This is a genomic window from Streptomyces sp. NPDC017202, assembly GCF_044331705.1.
Lineage (GTDB): Bacteria > Actinomycetota > Actinomycetes > Streptomycetales > Streptomycetaceae > Streptomyces.
The window spans coordinates 750169-768181 of sequence record NZ_JBIRNP010000001.1 but is presented as its reverse complement, the minus strand read 5'-3'; the positions used below and the strand labels follow the sequence as shown (position 1 = coordinate 768181).

12 protein-coding genes, 1 tRNA gene and 2 pseudogenes are annotated in these 18013 nt (G+C 70.1%); 12 read left to right on the top strand and 3 right to left on the bottom strand.

The features are described 5' to 3' along the window. Positions 1-100: 100 nt before the first annotated feature. Positions 101-214 (bottom strand): annotated as a pseudogene (locus ACH4N1_RS03180) (GntR family transcriptional regulator); the annotation flags it as partial. Between the two features lie 1076 nt (positions 215-1290). Beyond that, positions 1291-1899 (bottom strand): hypothetical protein, encoded by a 609-nt coding sequence (locus ACH4N1_RS03175; protein ID WP_398094095.1) that lies wholly within the window; start codon positions 1897-1899, stop codon positions 1291-1293. Between the two features lie 615 nt (positions 1900-2514). On the opposite strand from ACH4N1_RS03175, the gene ACH4N1_RS03170 reads away from it, so the two are divergent. The 4 genes from ACH4N1_RS03170 (at position 2515) to ACH4N1_RS03155 (ending at position 5720) form a co-directional block, all read left to right on the top strand. Continuing rightward, positions 2515-3696, top strand: a complete 1182-nt coding sequence (locus ACH4N1_RS03170) for an ISAs1 family transposase (RefSeq protein WP_398094093.1) — start codon at positions 2515-2517, stop codon at positions 3694-3696. Positions 3697-3830: 134 nt separating this feature from the next. Further along, on the top strand, positions 3831-4361 hold the full coding sequence (locus tag ACH4N1_RS03165; RefSeq protein ID WP_398094091.1) for a GNAT family N-acetyltransferase: 531 nt from the start codon (positions 3831-3833) through the stop codon (positions 4359-4361). A gap of 226 nt (positions 4362-4587) precedes the next feature. Then, a complete protein-coding gene (locus ACH4N1_RS03160) occupies positions 4588-5352 on the top strand; it encodes a hypothetical protein (protein ID WP_398094089.1) in 765 nt (254 codons plus the stop codon). Then, entirely contained in the window at positions 5331-5720 is a 390-nt protein-coding gene (locus ACH4N1_RS03155; protein ID WP_398094088.1) for a hypothetical protein, read from the top strand. The genes ACH4N1_RS03160 and ACH4N1_RS03155 overlap by 22 nt, the downstream gene beginning before the upstream one ends. A 215-nt stretch (positions 5721-5935) precedes the next feature. Here the strand turns inward: ACH4N1_RS03155 and ACH4N1_RS03150 are convergent. Beyond that, a tRNA-Arg gene (locus tag ACH4N1_RS03150) sits at positions 5936-6008 on the bottom strand. Between the two features lie 321 nt (positions 6009-6329). On the opposite strand from ACH4N1_RS03150, the gene ACH4N1_RS03145 reads away from it, so the two are divergent. From ACH4N1_RS03145 to ettA, 8 genes and pseudogenes are all read left to right on the top strand, one after another. Next, a complete protein-coding gene (locus tag ACH4N1_RS03145; protein WP_398094087.1) occupies positions 6330-7937 on the top strand; it encodes a dynamin family protein in 1608 nt (535 codons plus the stop codon). A gap of 3 nt (positions 7938-7940) precedes the next feature. Beyond that, positions 7941-10424, top strand: a complete 2484-nt coding sequence (locus ACH4N1_RS03140; RefSeq protein ID WP_398094086.1) for a GTPase — start codon at positions 7941-7943, stop codon at positions 10422-10424. A gap of 301 nt (positions 10425-10725) precedes the next feature. Further along, a complete protein-coding gene (locus ACH4N1_RS03135) occupies positions 10726-11205 on the top strand; it encodes a single-stranded DNA-binding protein (protein WP_398094085.1) in 480 nt (159 codons plus the stop codon). Positions 11206-11466: 261 nt separating this feature from the next. Then, the gene (locus ACH4N1_RS03130; protein ID WP_398094083.1) at positions 11467-12879 is read left to right on the top strand and encodes a TQXA domain-containing protein; all 1413 of its coding nucleotides are present in this window, start codon (positions 11467-11469) and stop codon (positions 12877-12879) included. Between the two features lie 236 nt (positions 12880-13115). Then, positions 13116-13526, top strand: a complete 411-nt coding sequence (locus tag ACH4N1_RS03125; protein WP_398094397.1) for an ATP-binding protein — start codon at positions 13116-13118, stop codon at positions 13524-13526. After that, positions 13520-13885, top strand: a pseudogene (locus tag ACH4N1_RS03120) (hypothetical protein); the annotation flags it as partial. The gene ACH4N1_RS03125 and the pseudogene ACH4N1_RS03120, both read left to right, overlap by 7 nt. A gap of 571 nt (positions 13886-14456) precedes the next feature. Continuing rightward, positions 14457-15914, top strand: coding sequence for a hypothetical protein (locus ACH4N1_RS03115; protein WP_398094082.1), 1458 nt, complete (start codon positions 14457-14459; stop codon positions 15912-15914). A 434-nt stretch (positions 15915-16348) separates the two neighbouring features. Continuing rightward, a complete protein-coding gene (gene ettA, locus ACH4N1_RS03110) occupies positions 16349-18013 on the top strand; it encodes an energy-dependent translational throttle protein EttA (protein WP_382792220.1) in 1665 nt (554 codons plus the stop codon).

Here is an 18013-nt window from a genome sequence, read left to right as displayed (position 1 = left end):
CGTGGTTGCCATTCTCATCGTGCTGGTGGCGGGTTGGTACATCCGACGCCGAAGGTAGGCGTGACACCCGCAGACCTGCTTGCCCGGGCCCCGCAGGCAGCTACGGACGGTTGATCGGGATCTCGTGGACGATCTCGCAGTGAGCGGCGGGCACCACGATGTCCGCCGTCTCCACGGGCCGCCCCTGGTCGCTGCAGTACGTCCGTCGGGGCCCGGGGGCAAGCCCTGCTACCTGAGCACGGATGACAAGGGTGACTACATGTCCCGCCTGGCGGACAACATCGAAGCGGACCGACTCGACACGTTCGCGATCCTGTTGGAGCAAGCCTCGGACACCCTCGACGACCAGGACGCGGACCCGGAGGACCTACGCCGGTTGACCGGGGAACTGACCGGGACTCTCCGGGACGTGCTCCGCATCGCCACCAGCCGCGGTCATTTTTTTGGGAGTGAGCGAACCGCACCGCTCCTGAAACAGCGGCCGCAGGCAACGCCCGCCGCCGACGACCCTCCGTTTCAACCGGGGAGGGGAGCTCGAATATGACTCGGCTCCCCTCCCCGCCGCGTTACGCCGGCCACCGCTGAGACTGCGGGCACCCCAGGGCTTCGGCGCAGTCGGCGGGCGTCTGTTTCGTGACCACTCGCGGTGAGGGGAGCGCGAGCGGACGGTTCCTGTCTCATGTCCGTTGCGCCTCGGTGGCCTGCGTCTCCGCGCACCGTCGGGCGGAGCCGGCCGACGGTGCCGGGGGATGATCCCCTGCGTGGCTGAAGAGACAGGTGCAGATGCGGACGACGCTCGTGCACGGGATGAGCGGCGGGGCTGGGCGTTCTGGCTGACAGCAGATGATCCGGCTGCGAGGAGTGCGGCACGCGCCGGCCGTCGTCCTCGACCTGACCGCGTGCGCGATGGCGGACCGACAGCGCACCCCGCGCTATGGCGACCTGGCGCGACCTCGCGGTCGGCGCCCTGCGACTGAACGGCGCGAAGAACATCGCCTCCGGCCGTCGCCGCACTGCGCGTGACGCCCGCCGACCCCTCACGCTCCCCGGCCTCGCCCGAGCACGAAGTGGACGTCACTCGACCGCGCCGAAGCCCTGAGGGCTGTCGCAGAACAACTTCAGGTTTTGATCTTGGTCGGGCGGGCTGTCTCGCGAGGTCATCGAGTGGAACGATGCTTCGGCGTTCGTGAGTTGTTTTCCGACGACTCCCTGGGCCGCTCAGGGATCGACCGGGGCCGACGCATGCGTTCTCGGTGTTCTCTCAGGCCGAGAAAGAGAGGTGACGCCGCCTCAGATGGTCGGGGTGTCGTCAACGATCGGCCTGTGAACCTCGACGACCGGCTTCCACCCCGCGGAGAACTCGATGAAGTCCGCACGGGTGGGGTAGGTGTCGATCGCGCGACGGTCACGCTTGGGGCTGTCGCCCCCCTTGCGCCCCCGGGGAATCTGCTCCTCGAAGATGTCGACCTTCACGTCGGGAACCTCCTTGAGGCCCTGGCGCCAGATCTGCACGACGTCGGCGCCGAACGCCTGCCGGGCCGCAGCGTAAAGGGCCGTGAGGGCCCCCTTGTCCCCACCAGGGACGAAAAGTGCCAGGTCCAGCACGACACCGGCGGACTGGAGGACCTCGATGGTCACCGAGCCGTTCTCGTCGGCCAAGTAGATTCCGGCATCATTCTCGTCGTCGGGAAGGCAGGAGACCTCTTCCTGGAATACGGTCCTCGCCGTGATCGAGCCGCCCTCGAAATTCTCACCGGACTTGGTCAGAAAAGCAGGCACATAGCAGTCGGGAAGCTTGAGTTCTGCCGTGTCGGCGGAAACGAAGATCCTGTCCTTCACGCCGAGCTTCGTCACCTCTTCCAGCGAGAGGCGGCGAGCGGCGATCTTCTCCGTGTTCACGATTTCCCTTTCAGGTTGCACTTTCCCTCCGGACGAGGACGCTACCACGAAACCCTGAGGTCAACTGCCCAGTAATCCTTGGGTAAATGGCCTCCGACGGGCTGCACGGGAGGATACCGAAGCGAGTGCCACTCGGTCGGGAACGTACATCCGCCAGGTAGTGTCCCTCGTCGTGCTGTTGGGGATCAACTGGCGGTTGCGTTTCAGTGCGTTGGGTAGCGCGGAGGAACTAAAAGAGAGCTTACAGTAGATATCGCCCATATCGCCTTCAGGGGGGCGGCGAGGTAAGGCGATCCATTCGTCGCGCATCTCGAAGGACGCAGCGGAAACCAACCGGAAGTCGCGTACTGTCGCGCCCTCTTCGGTCAGGACTTCGGCGTAGTCGGCTGACGCCCGGTTGCTGACGTCTCGTCATGTTGGGCGGGGTTCGGTACACGGCAGGCAGGGACGTCCGCGATCATGGAGTTCTCTACGCTCTGTGACCTTGGACTGTCCGTGCCTGCCAACGCATCACCTCTGGTCCCCCCTTGCTTTTGAACAGCTCAGACCGCATCCGGAAGTGTCCGGGAGCGATCTTCCGGATCTGCCGGAACGCCTCGCACAGGTCCCGGAGCCGTGGGATCCACCGGGATCCACGGGGATCCATGGGGAGTACGGCACCCTCTCGTCACGCTCCTGGCACTGACGGCCTGCGCGGTCCTCGCCGGGGCGCGATCCCTGCTCGCGGTGAGTCAATGGGTGGCCGACGCACCGCCGGCCCTGCTCGAACGGCTCGGCACGGCCGTCGACTCGCTGCTCCCGAAACGGTCCTGGCCCGCGGAATCCATGATCCGGCGACCGCTCGCCGGAATCGACGAGGACGCCCTGGACCGGGCGGTCGGAGCCTGGCTCGCGAACCGGCAGACCAGGAGACAAGGGCTGCGAGGGCTCGCGGTCGACGGGAAGTCGCTGCGGGGTGCGGCCCGCGCGAAGGGACGGAAGATCCACCTCCTGGCCGCCCGCGACCACGTGAACGCACTGGTCCTGGCCCAGATGGACGTCGGTGAGAAGACCGACGAGATCACCCGCTTCCGGCCTCTGCTCGACACCCTCGAGGATCTGGCCGGCACAGTCGTCACCAGCGACGCGAGGCACACCCAGCATGACCACGCCGTCCACCTGCTCGACCGGCAGGCCCACTACATCGTGATCGCCAAGCGCAACACGAAGAAGCTCCGCCGGCAGCTCAAGTCCCTTCCCTGGACGCAGATCCCACTGCAGGACAGGACCCGTGCGACTGGTCACGGCCGCCGGGAGATCCGCCGGCTGAAGGTGTGCACGGTCAACAACCTGCTCTTCCCCGGCGCCCGCGAGGCCGTCCAGATCGTCCGCCGCCGCGTCCACCGCAAGACCGGGAAGATCAGCCTCAAGACCGTCTACGCGGTCACCAGCCTCACCGCCGAGCAGGCCGGCCCGGCTCGGCTCGCCCGACTGATCCGAGGGCGCTGGACCATCGAGGCCCTGCACCACGTCAGGGACGTCACCTTCGCCGAGGACGCCTCCCAGCTGCGGACCGGAAACACCCCCAGAGCGATGGCCACCTGCAGAAACCTCGCGATCGGAGCTCTCCGCCTGACCGGCGCCCGCAACATCGCCTCCGGCCTCCGACGGCCTGAACCTCAGCCGACGACAGTCAGCCACGACGGCGGGTGCGCCGACCGATCAGGCGCGCGTGTGCCTCGCTGTACCCTTACCGGCCTCAGCCACGCTATCGGGGTTTGTCGTTCACCAGAGCAAGCCGCGACGGTCGGTCCGTGAACGGCGGCGGGAGCTCTCGGCTTGGGAAGCTGTCTATGAGACACGTACGCGAAGGGTGCACAAGGGGGCGATCCGGCCACGTCACGGCCACAGGCACGATTGATCGTTCCGTCATCCTGCGGTAGCAATGCCGGATGATACGCGGCGACAAGGTCGGGCTGCGGGCCCGGCACGAAACTGACATTCCAGTGCTCCACGCGGTGCTTTACGACGACGTGGCAACCCGGTCGCGCCAGGATCCTCGGCCCTGGTATCCGCTACCGCCAGGGTCTGCCCACTCTCCCTATGTGGTCGCTGAACCGTCGGACGAGGCAGCACCCTTTTCGGTGGTGGAACTCGATTCGCAGGAACTGGTAGGCGCCGCCTCGCTGTGGGGCATCGACGCTCACAACAGGACGGCGCACCTGGGGATCTCCGTGCTCCCTGAATTCCGCGGTCGTGGGTTTAGCTCGGACATCGTCCGTGTGCTGTGTGAGTACGGGTTCGCGGTACGCGGACTGCAGCGACTTCAGGTGGAGACCATGGCGGACAACGCGCCGATGATCGCGGCGGCGAAGAGAGCGGGGTTCACGATCGAGGGCACGTTACGGCGCTCGGCCTGGGTATATGGAGCATTCGTCGACCAGGTGATCCTCGGCCTCCTCGCTCATGAGTGGACTCCCTGAGGGTGAAGAGGTTGGAGGCCGGGCGACTGATTGCCGAAGAAGCGACGGGCCGGTTCTCTGATCTGGGGTCGTGAAGTCGATCAACACGGGGCCCCCAGTGACCCGATGAGACCTGTGACCGCTGCGTACATGAGGTTGAACGTGAGATTGACCGCCCCAGCCACGAGGTGTTCTGAACCTTGTGCACTTGTGTGCCTACCCCTTGGGCGGGAGCGGACGGCCGGCGGTGCCGAGCGGGGCGGAGCTCGGCGGCAACAGCCGTAAGGACACCGCCAAGACCCTGACGGCGGTCACCATCGCGCTGCTGCGTGCCCAGCCGACCCAGTTGGCCCCGGTGGCCGTGCGGACCGCGCTGCGCGAGTGGGCGTTCAACGCGTCCCGCCGCGCGGACGCCCCGCGGGACGTGGTGACCATCCTCAGGTGGGTGGAGCGCAACTCCCTGCCGGTCTCGGCCTGGGAGGAGCCGGAGAGGGTGGATGAGGTCCTGCGAGCGGTCGACACGTGCCTCGACGGCAAGCAGGCTGCGGCCTGGTCCAGGAAGCGCCATCGCCGGATCCTCAACGTCGTCATGAAGCACGCGATCCGGCGGCGTGTCCTGCGGACCACCCCCCTCCCCAAGGGGAAGGAGTCGACGGCCGTCACCAGGACCAGCGACGCCGTGGACAAGCGGTCCTTGATGAACGCGGACCAGGCGGCGGAGCTCCTCGACTGGATCCGGCGCCGGCCGCGCGGGGGACCGCGACTCCACGCCTTCTTCGCCACGCTGTACTACTGCGCCCTCCGACCGGAGGAAGCCGTAGCCATGCGGGTGCAGGACGTGACGCTGCCCGGTCCCGACGCCGGGGACCAGTGGTGTGAGCTGTTGATCCACACGGCGACCCCGGAGGTCGGCAGGCAGTGGACCGACACCGAGGAGATCCACGAGGAACGCGACCTGAAGGGCTGCGGGCCGAGGGCGAGACGCGCGCCGTGCCGGGGCATCCCGCCCTGACGCGCATCCTGCGGCAGCACATCGAGGACGAGCGGCTCAAGCCCGGGGATCTCCTCTTTCAGGGGGAGACGGGCGGTGTCCTCGCGGATTCGGTCACCCGCCGGGCGTGGCGCGGTGCGCGCAAGGCCGTCCTGCCCCCGCACGTCTTGGAGTCGCCCACCGGCAGGCGGGTGTACGACAACCGGCACACGCGCCTCACGAAGTGGCTCGACGACGGTATCCCGCCCGCCCAGGTGGCCGAATGGACCGGGAACAGCGTGCCGGTGCTGCCGGCCACCTACGCCCGGTGCGTCGAGGGGCGGCTGCCCGACCTGAAACGGCCCCTGGAGGCCGCGGAGGACCTCCCCGAGCCGCCCGGCGCGGACTGAGGTTCCTCGCCGAGAGCTCCGCCGAGAACTGCACCGAGGACTGCACCGAGAACTTCGACACGTATTCGACACAGCCACCCGCGAAAACCCGGTGGCACCCGGACGGCCCCGGACCCTCCTCATGATCATCGGAGGAGTGTCCGGGGCTTCATCACGCCCGGATGGACGTACTCTGACCAGCAAAAATGCCCTCCCGGAGGGAGGGCGGAGACTTGCGCCCCCGGCAGGACTCGAACCTGCGGCCAAGCGCTTAGAAGGCGCCTGCTCTATCCACTGAGCTACGGGGGCCGGTTGTGGTGGCCTCGTACCCGGTGCCCGGGTGCGGGCCGATCCGTGACGCTGCCGGGGACAAGGATAGGGCTCCCGATTCCTTGTCCTGCGTGCTTCGCCTCCGTGGCTCGATGTGGAGGTTCAGTGAAGCGGTCCTGATAATCGCAGGCAGGTACGAATCGTGCACCGCTTTTGGCGCCTGGAGCGCCGGGTGTTGTGCACTCGTTATGCCTGCGCTGCGCCTCTGTCCCGGTCGTACCTTCCGTCCCTTGTGTCCCATCGGCGCGCAGGCATGTCCATATGCTTCATAAATCCCCCGAAATTAGGCATTCTTCGCATGTGGTGACCTTGGACGTACGGCCTCAGCTGCTCAACGCACTCTCCGCCCTGCGCGAACGTGTCGCCGCCGCACGCTTCCCGCTGCCCCTGGCGGGGGCGCCACGCGCGCGTGCCAACCGCGACGAACTCCTCGCCCAGCTCGACGACTATCTGGTGCCCCGGCTGAGACAGCCCGAAGCGCCCTTGCTGGCCGTCGTGGGCGGGTCCACCGGCGCCGGCAAGTCGACCCTCGTCAACTCCCTGGTGGGGCGAAGAGTCAGCGAGGCGGGAGTGCTGCGGCCGACGACCCGGACGCCGGTACTGGTGTGCCATCCGGAGGACCATCACTGGTTCAGCGGAATGCGGGTGCTCCCCGACCTCACGCGCGTGTGGGTGCCCCATCAGGAGCCCGCGGACGACCTGTTGCTGCCCGGCGAGGACGGCAGACGCCTGCTGCGCATCGAGACCGCGGAGACCCTTCCGCCCGGTCTCGCCCTCCTGGACGCGCCCGACGTCGACTCCCTGGTCGCCGACAACCGTGTCCTGGCAGCCGAACTCATCTGCGCCGCCGACATCTGGGTCATGGTCACCACGGCCGCACGGTACGCCGATGCCGTGCCCTGGCATCTCCTGCGCACCGCCAAGGAGTACAACGCGACGCTCGTGAGCGTCCTCGACCGCGTACCCCACCAGGTCGTCTCCGAGGTGTCCCGCCAGTACGGCGCCCTGCTCACCAAGGCAGGCCTGGGTCACGTACCGCGCTTCACCGTGCCCGAACTGCCCGAGTCCGCCTGGGGCGGAGGGCTGCTTCCGGCCACAGCGGTGGCACCGTTGCGCACCTGGCTCATCCATCACGCACAGGACCGGGCCGCCCGCCGCGACGTGATGGCCCGCACGGCGTACGGCGTCCTCGACTCGCTCAACTCCCGGATGCCCGAACTGGCCGGTGCCGCGGCCGCGCAGTACGCGGCCGCACTGCGGCTCACCTCGGCCGTCGACGGGGCGTACGACAGCGAATACGCGCGCGTGCGAGGCCGATTGCAGAGCGGTGCCGTGCTCGCGGGTGACGCCCTCAAGCGCTGGCGGGCCTTCCCGCTGGACTGCACCGCCGGGGAACTGCTCGACGCCCTCGTGGAGAGCCTGGCCGCGCTCCTGCTGTGCGCCGTCACCGCGGCCGACGAGCGGGTCGACGAGGCCTGGCGCCTCGAACCGGCCGCGGGTGCCCCCGAACTGCTCGACCGCGACACCTCCCTGGAGACCGCCGAACATCGCATCGGCATGGCCGTACGGCGCTGGCGGCGCGAGTTGGAGGAGTACGCCGAGGACGAAGTGCGCCACCTCGAACGCGGCGCCGCACCCGACCCCGAATTCGTCGCAGCCCTCGTCGCCACCGTCCTGCTGGGCGGCCGCAGGGCCCGCTCGGCGGGCGAGGGGCTCGCCGAGCGGATCGGCGCCCACGGCGCGCTGCGGCTGCGCGACCGGGGCGGGCGGCTGCTCACCGAACACCTCGACCGTGTCATGCACAACGAACGCGAGCGCCGGCTCGCCCCGCTCGACGGACTCGACGTCCACGTCGAACCCCAGGCCGAACTCATCGCCGCGCTGTCCGTACTGCAGAAGGAGAGGTGACCGGTGACCGCCGTCACGAACCAGGACCACACCGACCACACCGAACACACGGGCCGCACGGATCACATGAACCACATGGACCACACAGATGACACGGATCACGTGGAACTCACCGAGAGTGAGGGGCGTGAGGGGCGGTCGACGCAGGCGGGATGCGAGGGGGGCGGGGGCCCGTCGCGAGCCGGGGGAGGGGCGCGGGAGCGGGAGCGGCAGCCCGAGCGGGGCGAGGGAGACGGCGCCTCGTCCTCGGGCGGTCGGGAGGACCCCCGGGACCCCCAGGGCACCCAGGACGAACAGGTGGGCGAAGGGCGGTCTGCCCCAGGCGCGGCAGAGGGAGAGCGCTCCGCCGAGGCGGCGGGAGAGGACCCCTCCGCAGGTGCGGCCGAGGGAGCCGTGTCCGAGGACGGGAGCGAAGGAGGTCCTCCCGCGAAGGCGGTGGGGGACGGCTCCTCGACGCCCGCCGAGGCGGACGACCGTCCGGCGCGAGCGCACGAGACCGACGAGTCCGCGGGCGGCCGGTCCAGGGCCGAAGCCGTCCCTCACACGCGCGTGCGCGGCAGAGTGCCGGCCGAGGGCAGCCCCGCGCGTGGTGGCAAGGACAGCACCGCGCGCGCGGGCGAGGACAGCCACGCGCGCGTGCCGGACGGCGAACGCTCCCGGCGCTCGCCCGGCACCGACCGTCCCGCACACCCGCCGGAGACCGAGGCCCCCGTACGCGGCCAGGACAGCCGGGGAGGGGACCGTGGCGCCCATCCCCCGCAGGAGGGCCCCGGTCCCGGTGAACCCTGGGGCGACGGTCTCATCGCGCGTCGCGTGAGCGAGGCCACCGCCGCCGAGCAGGCCGCCGCCGCCCTGGAGGTCCGGTCCGGCAGCTCCCAGGCCGCCGCGGCCCCCCTGGCCTACGACGGCCACCTGCGCTCCCGGCTCGACGCGCTGCGGGAACTGGTGGGACTCTCCCGCGCGCGGCTCGACAACAGGACGCTCTCCGAGGCGGGCCGGGTTCTCGACGAGGCGGCTGCCCGGCGCCGGCTCTCCGGACAGCACACCGTGGTCGCCATCGCCGGGGCCACCGGCAGCGGCAAGTCCCAGTTGTTCAACGCCCTCGCCGGGGTGAACATCTCGGAGACGGGCGTACGGCGGCCCACCACCGCCGCCCCCATCGCGTGCAGTTGGAGCGACGGCGCGGCGACCCTGATCGACCGGCTCGGCATCCCCGGCCGGCTGCGCCGCCGCCCGGTGCAGAGCGCGGACGCGGAGGCCCAGCTGCGCGGACTCGTCCTGGTGGACCTGCCCGACCACGACTCGGCCGCCGTGCAGCACCGTGAGCAGGTCGACCGGGTCCTGGCCCTCGTGGACGCCGTCATCTGGGTCGTCGACCCGGAGAAGTACGCCGACGCCGTGCTCCACGAGCGCTACCTGCGGCCCATGGCGGGACACGCGGAGGTCATGTTCGTCGTCCTGAACCAGATCGACCGACTGCCGGGCGAGGCCGCCGAGATGGTCCTCGACGACCTGCGGCGGCTGCTGGACGAGGACGGCGTCGCCCTCGGCGAGTACGGCGAACCGGGCGCGACCGTCCTCGCGCTGTCCGCGCTGACCGGCGACGGCATCGGGGAACTGCGCGAACTGCTCGGTCAGTTCGTCGCGGAGCGCGGTGCAGCGGCGCGGCGCATCTCGGCCGATGTCGACGCCGCCGGTTGGCAGCTGCGGCCCGTCTACGCGACGACGCGGCGCACCGGCCTGAGCGAGGAGGCCCGGGACGACTTCGCCGCCCGCCTCGCGGACGCGGTGGGCGCCACGGCCGCGGGCGAGGCCGCCGAACGCGCCTGGCTGCGCAACGCCAACCGCGCGTGCGGGACGCCGTGGCTGAGGCTGTGGCGGTGGTACCAGGACCGCGGTGATCCCCCCACCGGCAGCGTCCGGGTCCGCTCGCAGGCCGACGAGGAGGCCACCGCGCGGCAGCGCGTGGAGCAGGCGGTGCGCACGGTGTCGGAACGGGCCTCGGCGGGGCTGCCCGCGCCGTGGGCGCAGGCGGTGCGGGAGGCCGCCGTACGCGGCGCGCAGGGGCTGTCCGAGGCGCTGGACGAGCTGACCGCGCGGGCCGGAGTGCCGCAGGGGCGCCCGCCGCGGCCGGGCTGGTGGCCGGTGGCCGTGCTGGCGCAGGCGTCCATGACGGTCCTGCAGGTCCTCGGCGGACTGTGGCTGGTCGGCCAGATCGCCGGGGTCATGTCGCCGAACCTGGGAGTGCCGGTGCTGCTGATGGTGGCCGGCATCATCGGCGGCCCGCTGGTGGAGTGGAGCTGCCGGATCGCGGCCCGCGGCCCCGCACGCAGATACGGCCAGGACGCGGAACGGCGCCTGCGGGAGGCCGCCGCCGGGTGCGGCAGGGCGAGGGTCCTGGACCCCGTGGCCGCCGAGCTGCTGCGGTACCGGGAGGTGCGGGAGCAGTACGGCAGGGTGATGGGCGCACAGGCGCTGACCAGGTGAGAAGGGGACGTGCGGACGCGGGCCGGGGCGTCGGTCCGGGGACGGTGCGACGCGGATCCCCCGTCCGGGTGACGGCTTTTTCCACAGGCGGGTGGTGATCCACAGCGCTCGGCGGGCTCGGCCCGGCGGAGGCAGTCTGGTTTCGCGGCGATCGTGGCGAAGCGGTCGTGGCGACGGCGGCGGTGAGCGGCTCGGGGCGTACGCCTCGCGGCCGCCGCCGCCCCGGCAGACGCAGCCGTACGGGACGGGCCCGTACGCGTATCCGCCCGGTGGCGACGCCAGGGCGAGGGAGGGGTCCTCGATGAACGAGACGATGGTCTGCGCGGTGGGGAACGTGGCGACGCAGCCGGTGTACCGGGAACTGTCGGCGGGACCGTCGGCGCGGTTCCGGCTGGCGGTGACCTCGCGTTACTGGGACCGGGAGAAGAACACCTGGGCCGACGGCCACACCAACTTCTTCACGGTGTGGGCCAACCGGCAGCTGGCGGCGAACGTGGCCGCGTCGCTGAACGTGGGTGAGGCGGTGATCGTGCAGGGCCGGCTGAAGGTGCGCGCGGAAGCGCGCGAGGGACAGAACTGGACGTCGGCCGACCTCGACGCCGTGGCGATCGGACACGACCTCGCCCGCGGCACCTCGGCCTTCCGCCGCGCGGCCAGGCCCGAGCCGGCCGCCGCGGCCGGCGCACCCGCGCAGCCGGAACCCGACTGGCAGACCCCTGCGGGGCAGTCTCCGGCGGAGCCGGAATCACCGCGGCGACGCGAGCCGGCAGCCGTGACCTGATGTCAGGGAGTGTGCCGGTCCGGCCGATCGGCGGCTTATCGGCGGATATGGCCCTGCGTGGTGGGTTGATTTGTCGATAAGCCCTGCTCGGTCGCGATCTTGGGGATAACGATTCCGAGTCGGATCACCCATCGGACGACCTGACCGGGAAGGCCGGTACGCCCGCCTCTCTAGGATGCCGAACGTGGCTCACGGGGCTTCTGATTCTGCTGGTGGGACCCGTCCCCCCACGTCAACGGGTCCTGCTGGAAGGGAAATTACGTGATTTCTTCGTTCTCCGCGCCGCTCGGGCGCGGACGGGGCGCGGTGCGCCTCGCGGCGGGGACGCTCGTGTCCGGGCTCGTCGCCGCCGGGGTCCTCGCCGCCGCGGGCCCGGCCGCCGCCGAGACCGCGGCGCAGACCCAGGGCGGAGCGACGGCGACGATAGGCGGCCTCAAGACGTACGGGGCCGCCGTGCTGCACGACGAGAGCGGGGACCAGGAGGTCTCGGCCGGCCTGTTCGAGATGTCCGTCGAGGGCGGCGGCACCCTCCAGACCTACTGCGTCGACCTCCACAACCCCACGCAGAAGGACGCCAAGTACCAGGAGACTCCCTGGAGCGGCACCTCACTGGCCGTCAACAAGGACGCCGGCCGCATCCGCTGGATCCTGCAGAACTCCTACCCCCAGGTCAACAACCTGGCGACACTGGCCAAGAAGGCCGGTATCGCCGGGGGCCTCACCGAGCAGGACGCGGCGGCCGGCACCCAGGTGGCGATCTGGCGCTACTCGGACGGCGCGGACGTCGAAGCCGTCGACCCGCAGGCCGAACGGCTCGCGGACCACCTCCAGAAAGCCGCCCGCGCCGTGGCGGAACCCCAGGCCTCACTGACCCTTGACGGTGCCGCGGTCTCCGGACGTCCCGGCGAACTGCTCGGCCCGGTCACCGTCCGGACCGGCGCGAGCGCCGTGACGGTGTCACCGCCGCTGGACTCGGCCACCACCGGCGTCCGGATCGTCGGCAAGGACGGCAAGCCCGTCACCTCCGCGCAGGACGGCAGCGAGCTGTTCTTCGACGTGCCCGCCGACACCGCGGCCGGCGCCGCGGAGCTGACCGTCCAGGCCTCCACCACCGTCCCCGTCGGCCGCGCCTTCACCTCCGAGAGTCGCAGCCAGACCCAGATCCTGGCCGGCTCCAGCGAGTCGACCGTCTCCGCGACGGCGTCCGCGACCTGGGCCGGGGCCGGCGCCGTACCGGCCCTTTCCGCGGCGAAGAACTGCACGAGGAACGGCGTCGATCTCACCGCGGCCAACCAGGGCGACCAGGCCTTCACCTTCGAACTGATGGGTGTGCGACACAGCATCCCCGCCGGCACGTCCCGGACGGTGACGATCCCCCTCCAGGAGGATCAGGCCTACGACTTCACCCTCACGGGCCCGCAGGGCACCCAGAGCCGCTTCACCGGCGTCCTCGACTGTCGCACCAGAGCCGCCGAGTCCGGCCTGGCCGCCCAGACGCTCACCGAACCGAGTCCGGCCACGGTGGGCGGCACCGCGCCCTCGGGCACCGACCTCGCCCAGACGGGTGGCTCCGACGTCACCCCCCTGATCGCGGGCACCGCGATCGGCCTGGTCGTCATCGGCGGCACCGTCCTGGTCCTCGTGGGCCGCAAGGAGAACGACGCGCGGGGCTGACCGGCACCCACCACGACACCCACGGCCCCCTCGGGGGCCCGCCGGCGGACGAGGCTCCAGCTGGAGCTGACCCGCGACGATGTGTTCCGGGCCGTCCCCGGGCCCTCCGGCGTGCCCCGGAGTCACCCGACGACGACCGGCCGGGCCGGGCCGGGCCGGGACGGGGACGACAGCCGACCGGGACGCGGCGGACACCACCGGCCACGGTGAAACCGCAGGTCAGAGCCTCTCGCCGGATTGGGTTTCCCCCGGGGGTAGCCGTCCGGCAACCCGAAGAGGTCAGCAGGGCCCGCCGCTGGACCCGCGACATCCTGCGCGGCTCCCCTTTGGCGGACGACGCCGAACTCATCGTGAGCGAGCTGAGCGCGAACGCGATCCTCCACACGGCCAGCGGCCGGGCCTTCGGCAGTTTCCACCTGGCTGTGGCCGTCTCGGCGCAGGTGGTCGCCGTGTCGGTGACGGACGACGGAGGCACCGGCACGGCCCCGAAGGCCGAGCACGACCAGGAGCAGGACGCCGAACACGGCCGGGGCCTGGGCATGGTCAGCGCGATCGCCCACCGGGTCGTCGTCCACGGCAGCGACCACGGCCACACCGTCACCGCGGAACTGTTCACCGACACCCGGTCAGGAGGTCACCCGTGCTGACGAAGGAACTCCGACGCGGCTACTGGTGCGAGTGCTGGACGGAAGACCTCGGCGAAGGGGAAGCGCCGGCGCTACGGGCATCCTTCGACGCCTACTCGGCGCCCCAGGCGGACCGTTGGGTGGCGGTCACCCTCCGCACGATCTCACCGGCCCTCGACGCGGACGCCTCGAACGAGGCATGGCACTGGCTGCACGACGGCCGCATCGAGACCCGACGAGCCCTGCTGAACTCCGAGCCCTGCACGGTCTCGGTGACCCACGCCGGCACCCGCATCACGTGGACGATCCGCCCAGTGTTCTACCTGCCACTCGCACACCGCGATCAGGGTGAACTGCCTCTCTGTGAGCATGACTTCAAGGCGGCTCGCTCCGCTCCCCGGGCGCGGCCCGGCCCCCGGCTGGGCCTGCGCTCCTGTCTCCGCCCCGCTCCAGCCCGGTCGGCGCCCGTGCCGCGTGCTCAGCGATCAGCCATCTACCGGCAGAGAAGGGAGTGCGTCGTGGCCGGGGGCGGTCGGCTCCGCGGCTTTGAGGATGAAGCCACGTGCATGAAACAGCCTGTCGACCCATGAGCGGTAGATCGAAGCCCAGCCCAGACCGAGGGGTGCCGAGCCACCAGTTCCCACGCGGCAGCCGCCACTGCGCCGGAAGCGTCAACTTCGTTGGCGCTGATTCATCCTGAGTGCGGGTGAGCACAGGGGGCATAACAGGGTTTTTCCGGCCATGACAGGAGTGCGCAGAGAGAGCGACGGGGCCTGTGTTGTGGGAGTGGCATGCCGGAGACCGCCCGGGTGACGAGAGGGCGATCGTTGTCCCGGGGTAGGTCTCGCAAACTTGCCTCGCTGGATTGGCCTGCCCCACCCGGACATCACTTTACGTATCCACGTGAAGGCGCTGAGCTGCCGATTGCTTCGGCTCCGTCACGGCCCGCAGATGCGGCCGGTCGGCGGTGCCATTCCAGCAGCGTCAACGCAAGGGAAAGAAACCACGGCTACACCTTCCGCTGCTCCGCTCCGAGTTGTCCTGACCAACGGCAGCTTCGAGCAGCCCACGGTGACCGGTGTGGAGATCCTGCCGGACGCCTCCCAGACGCAGGCGACCAAGTGGGTCCCGGGCTGGCTCACCACCGCCTCCGACCACAAGATCGAGCTGTGGCATTCGGGCTTCAACGGCGTGCCGGCAGCCGACGGCGCCCAGTTCGCCGAGCTCAACGCGAACGAGGTCTCCACGCTCTACCAGGACCTGCCGACCACGCCCGGTACGAAGCTGTACTGGCGGCTGCACCACCGCGGCCGCCAGGGGCAGGACACCATGGCGCTGGACATCGGCGCGCCGGGCTCCACGGCGGAGCAGAGGCGCTTCACCGACGGCAACACCGCCTGGGGTTACTACACCGGCACCTACACCGTCCCGGCAGGCCAGACGTTGACACGCTTCGCCTTCCGTTCCATCTCCGCCGCCGGCGGCAACCGCGGTGTCGGCAACTTCCTGGACGGCATCTTCTTCGGCACAGCTCCCTACGTGGAACTCGCCAAGACCGCCATCCCCGCCGGGCCGCTGGAGGTGGGCGACGTCGTCACCTACCGCATCACCGCCAGGAACGAGGGCGGCGGCGCGGCCGAGAACCTCATCCTGAGCGACGTCGTCCCGCAGGGCACGACGTATCTGCCCGGTTCCCTGCGGATCGTCGACGGCCCGAACGCCGGGACGAAGAGCGATGCCCAGGGTGACGACCAGGCATACCACGATGCCGCGGCGAACAAGGTCGTCTTCCATCTCGGCAACGGTGCCACCGCCGTGGACGGGGGCAGCCTTCCCAACACCGAGACCGTGCCGGCAGGGACCACGGTGGAGTACCGGGCCGTCATCGACCGGGCCAGCGGCGGCAAGCAGATCAGCAACACCGCAACCGCCTCCTACGACAACCGGCTCGGCGATACGCCGGAACCCCTGACGTCCACCTCCAACGAACAGGTCACACAGGTCAAGCCGGCCGCCGACCTGACCATGACGAAGGCAGCCGACGTCACCACTGTCACCGTCGGCCAGACCGTGACCTACCGCATCACCGTCCACAACACCGGTCCGAACGACGCCACCGGCGTCACCGTCACCGACCAGCTCCCCGACAACCTCACCTTCCTGTCCGCCGACGGCACACCCGGAAACTACGACCCGGCCACCGGGCAGTGGACCGTGGGAGACCTGGCCGACGGCGCCACCGCCACCCTCGTACTGCGGGCCAAGGCCGACAAGGCCGGCCTGACCAGCAACACCGCCACCGCCACCAGTAACGAAAAGGACCCCGACACCACCAACAACACCGACGCAGTCACCGTCTGCATCGAACCCGCCCCCTCCTGCTGCGACCCCTGCTCCACCCAGAAGTAACGCCCTGGACAAGCGCGCCACCCCGTGGTCGCCGGCAGGCCATCGCGGGGTGCTCTGGTGGAGACCCCGATAGCGTGGCTGAGGCCGGTGGGGGTGCGGCGAGGCACACGCGTGCCTGGTCGGTCGGCGCACCCGCCGTCGTGGCCGGCTGTCGTCGGCCGAGGTTCGGGCCGGCCGCACCGAGGGGGCCGTCGTCGGTCGACCGGCCGTCCGCGATGATCGACCCTGGGCCGTCTCTGGGCCGTCTCTGGGCCGTCCGAGGTTCGCCGAGGGCACTCGACGGCGACCGTCAGTGACAGACCTTCCGCAGCCGCCAGTAGTGAAACCGCAGGTCAGAGGCTCCCGGTCAATCGGGTTTCCCCCCAGGGGTAGCCGTCCGGCAAGATGGGGTGTATCTGCCCACTGCCAGAATTCAAGCTGCCGGACGGTTTCTCTTGGCTGAGTACATCTACACCATGCGCAAGACGCGCAAGGCGCACGGCGACAAGGTCATCCTTGACGACGTGACGCTGAGCTTCCTGCCCGGCGCGAAGATCGGTGTGGTCGGTCCGAACGGTGCCGGTAAGTCCACCGTTCTCAAGATCATGGCCGGGCTGGAGCAGCCGTCCAACGGCGACGCGTTCCTGTCGCCCGGCTACTCCGTCGGGATGCTGCTGCAGGAGCCGCCGCTCGACGAGTCCAAGACGGTCCTGGAGAACGTGCAGGACGGCGCCGCCGAGATCATGGGCAAGCTCAAGCGCTTCAACGAGGTCGCCGAGCTGATGGCGACCGACTACTCGGACGCGCTCATGGAGGAGATGGGCAAGCTCCAGGACGACCTGGACCACGCCAACGCGTGGGACCTGGACGCCCAGTTGGAGCAGGCCATGGACGCCCTGGGCTGCCCGCCCGGCGACTGGCCGGTCACCAACCTCTCCGGTGGCGAGAAGCGCCGCGTCGCGCTGTGCAAGCTGCTGATCGAGGCCCCCGACCTGCTGCTGCTCGACGAGCCCACCAACCACCTGGACGCCGAGTCCGTCCAGTGGCTGGAGCAGCACCTCGCGAAGTACGCGGGCACCGTCGTCGCCGTCACCCACGACAGGTACTTCCTGGACAACGTGGCCGGCTGGATCCTCGAGCTGGACCGCGGCCGCGCCATCGGCTACGAGGGCAACTACTCCACCTACCTGGAGTCCAAGGCCTCCCGCCTCAAGGTCGAGGGCCAGAAGGACGCCAAGCGCGCCAAGCGCCTCAAGGAGGAGCTGGAGTGGGTGCGGTCGAACGCCAAGGGGCGTCAGGCCAAGTCCAAGGCGCGTCTGGCGCGCTACGAGGAGATGGCCGCCGAGGCCGACAAGATGCGGAAGCTGGACTTCGAGGAGATCCAGATCCCGCCGGGCCCGCGGCTGGGCAACGTCGTCGTCGAGGTCGACAACCTCAGCAAGGCCTTCGGCGAGAAGGTCCTCATCGACGACCTCTCCTTCACGCTGCCGCGTAACGGCATCGTCGGTGTCATCGGCCCGAACGGCGCCGGCAAGACCACCCTCTTCAAGATGATCCAGGGCCTGGAGGAGCCGGACTCCGGCTCGATCAGGGTCGGCGACACCGTCAAGATCTCGTACGTCGACCAGAGCCGCGAGAGCATCGACCCGAAGAAGTCGCTGTGGGCCGTCGTCTCGGACGAGCTGGACTACATCAACGTCGGCCAGGTCGAGATGCCCTCGCGGGCCTACGTCTCCGCCTTCGGCTTCAAGGGCCCGGACCAGCAGAAGCCGGCCGGCGTCCTGTCCGGCGGTGAGCGCAACCGCCTGAACCTCGCGCTCACCCTCAAGCAGGGCGGCAACCTGCTGCTCCTCGACGAGCCGACCAACGACCTCGACGTCGAGACCCTGTCCTCCCTCGAGAACGCGCTGCTCGAATTCCCGGGTGCGGCCGTGGTCGTCTCCCACGACCGGTGGTTCCTGGACCGGGTCGCCACGCACATCCTCGCCTACGAGGGTGACTCCAAGTGGTTCTGGTTCGAGGGCAACTACGAGTCGTACGAGAAGAACAAGATCGAGCGGCTCGGTCCGGACGCGGCCCGTCCGCACCGCGCCACCTACAAGAAGCTGACCCGGGGCTGA

Excerpts from the sequence above, each read along its gene's own strand:
- ACH4N1_RS03115 (WP_398094082.1), top strand. The coding sequence starts at position 14,457 with ATGCGGCCGGTCGGCGGTGCCATTCCAGCAGCGTCAACGCAAGGGAAA.
- ACH4N1_RS03165 (WP_398094091.1), top strand. The coding sequence starts at position 3,831 with ATGATACGCGGCGACAAGGTCGGGCTGCGGGCCCGGCACGAAACTGAC.
- ACH4N1_RS03135 (WP_398094085.1), top strand. The coding sequence starts at position 10,726 with ATGAACGAGACGATGGTCTGCGCGGTGGGGAACGTGGCGACGCAGCCG.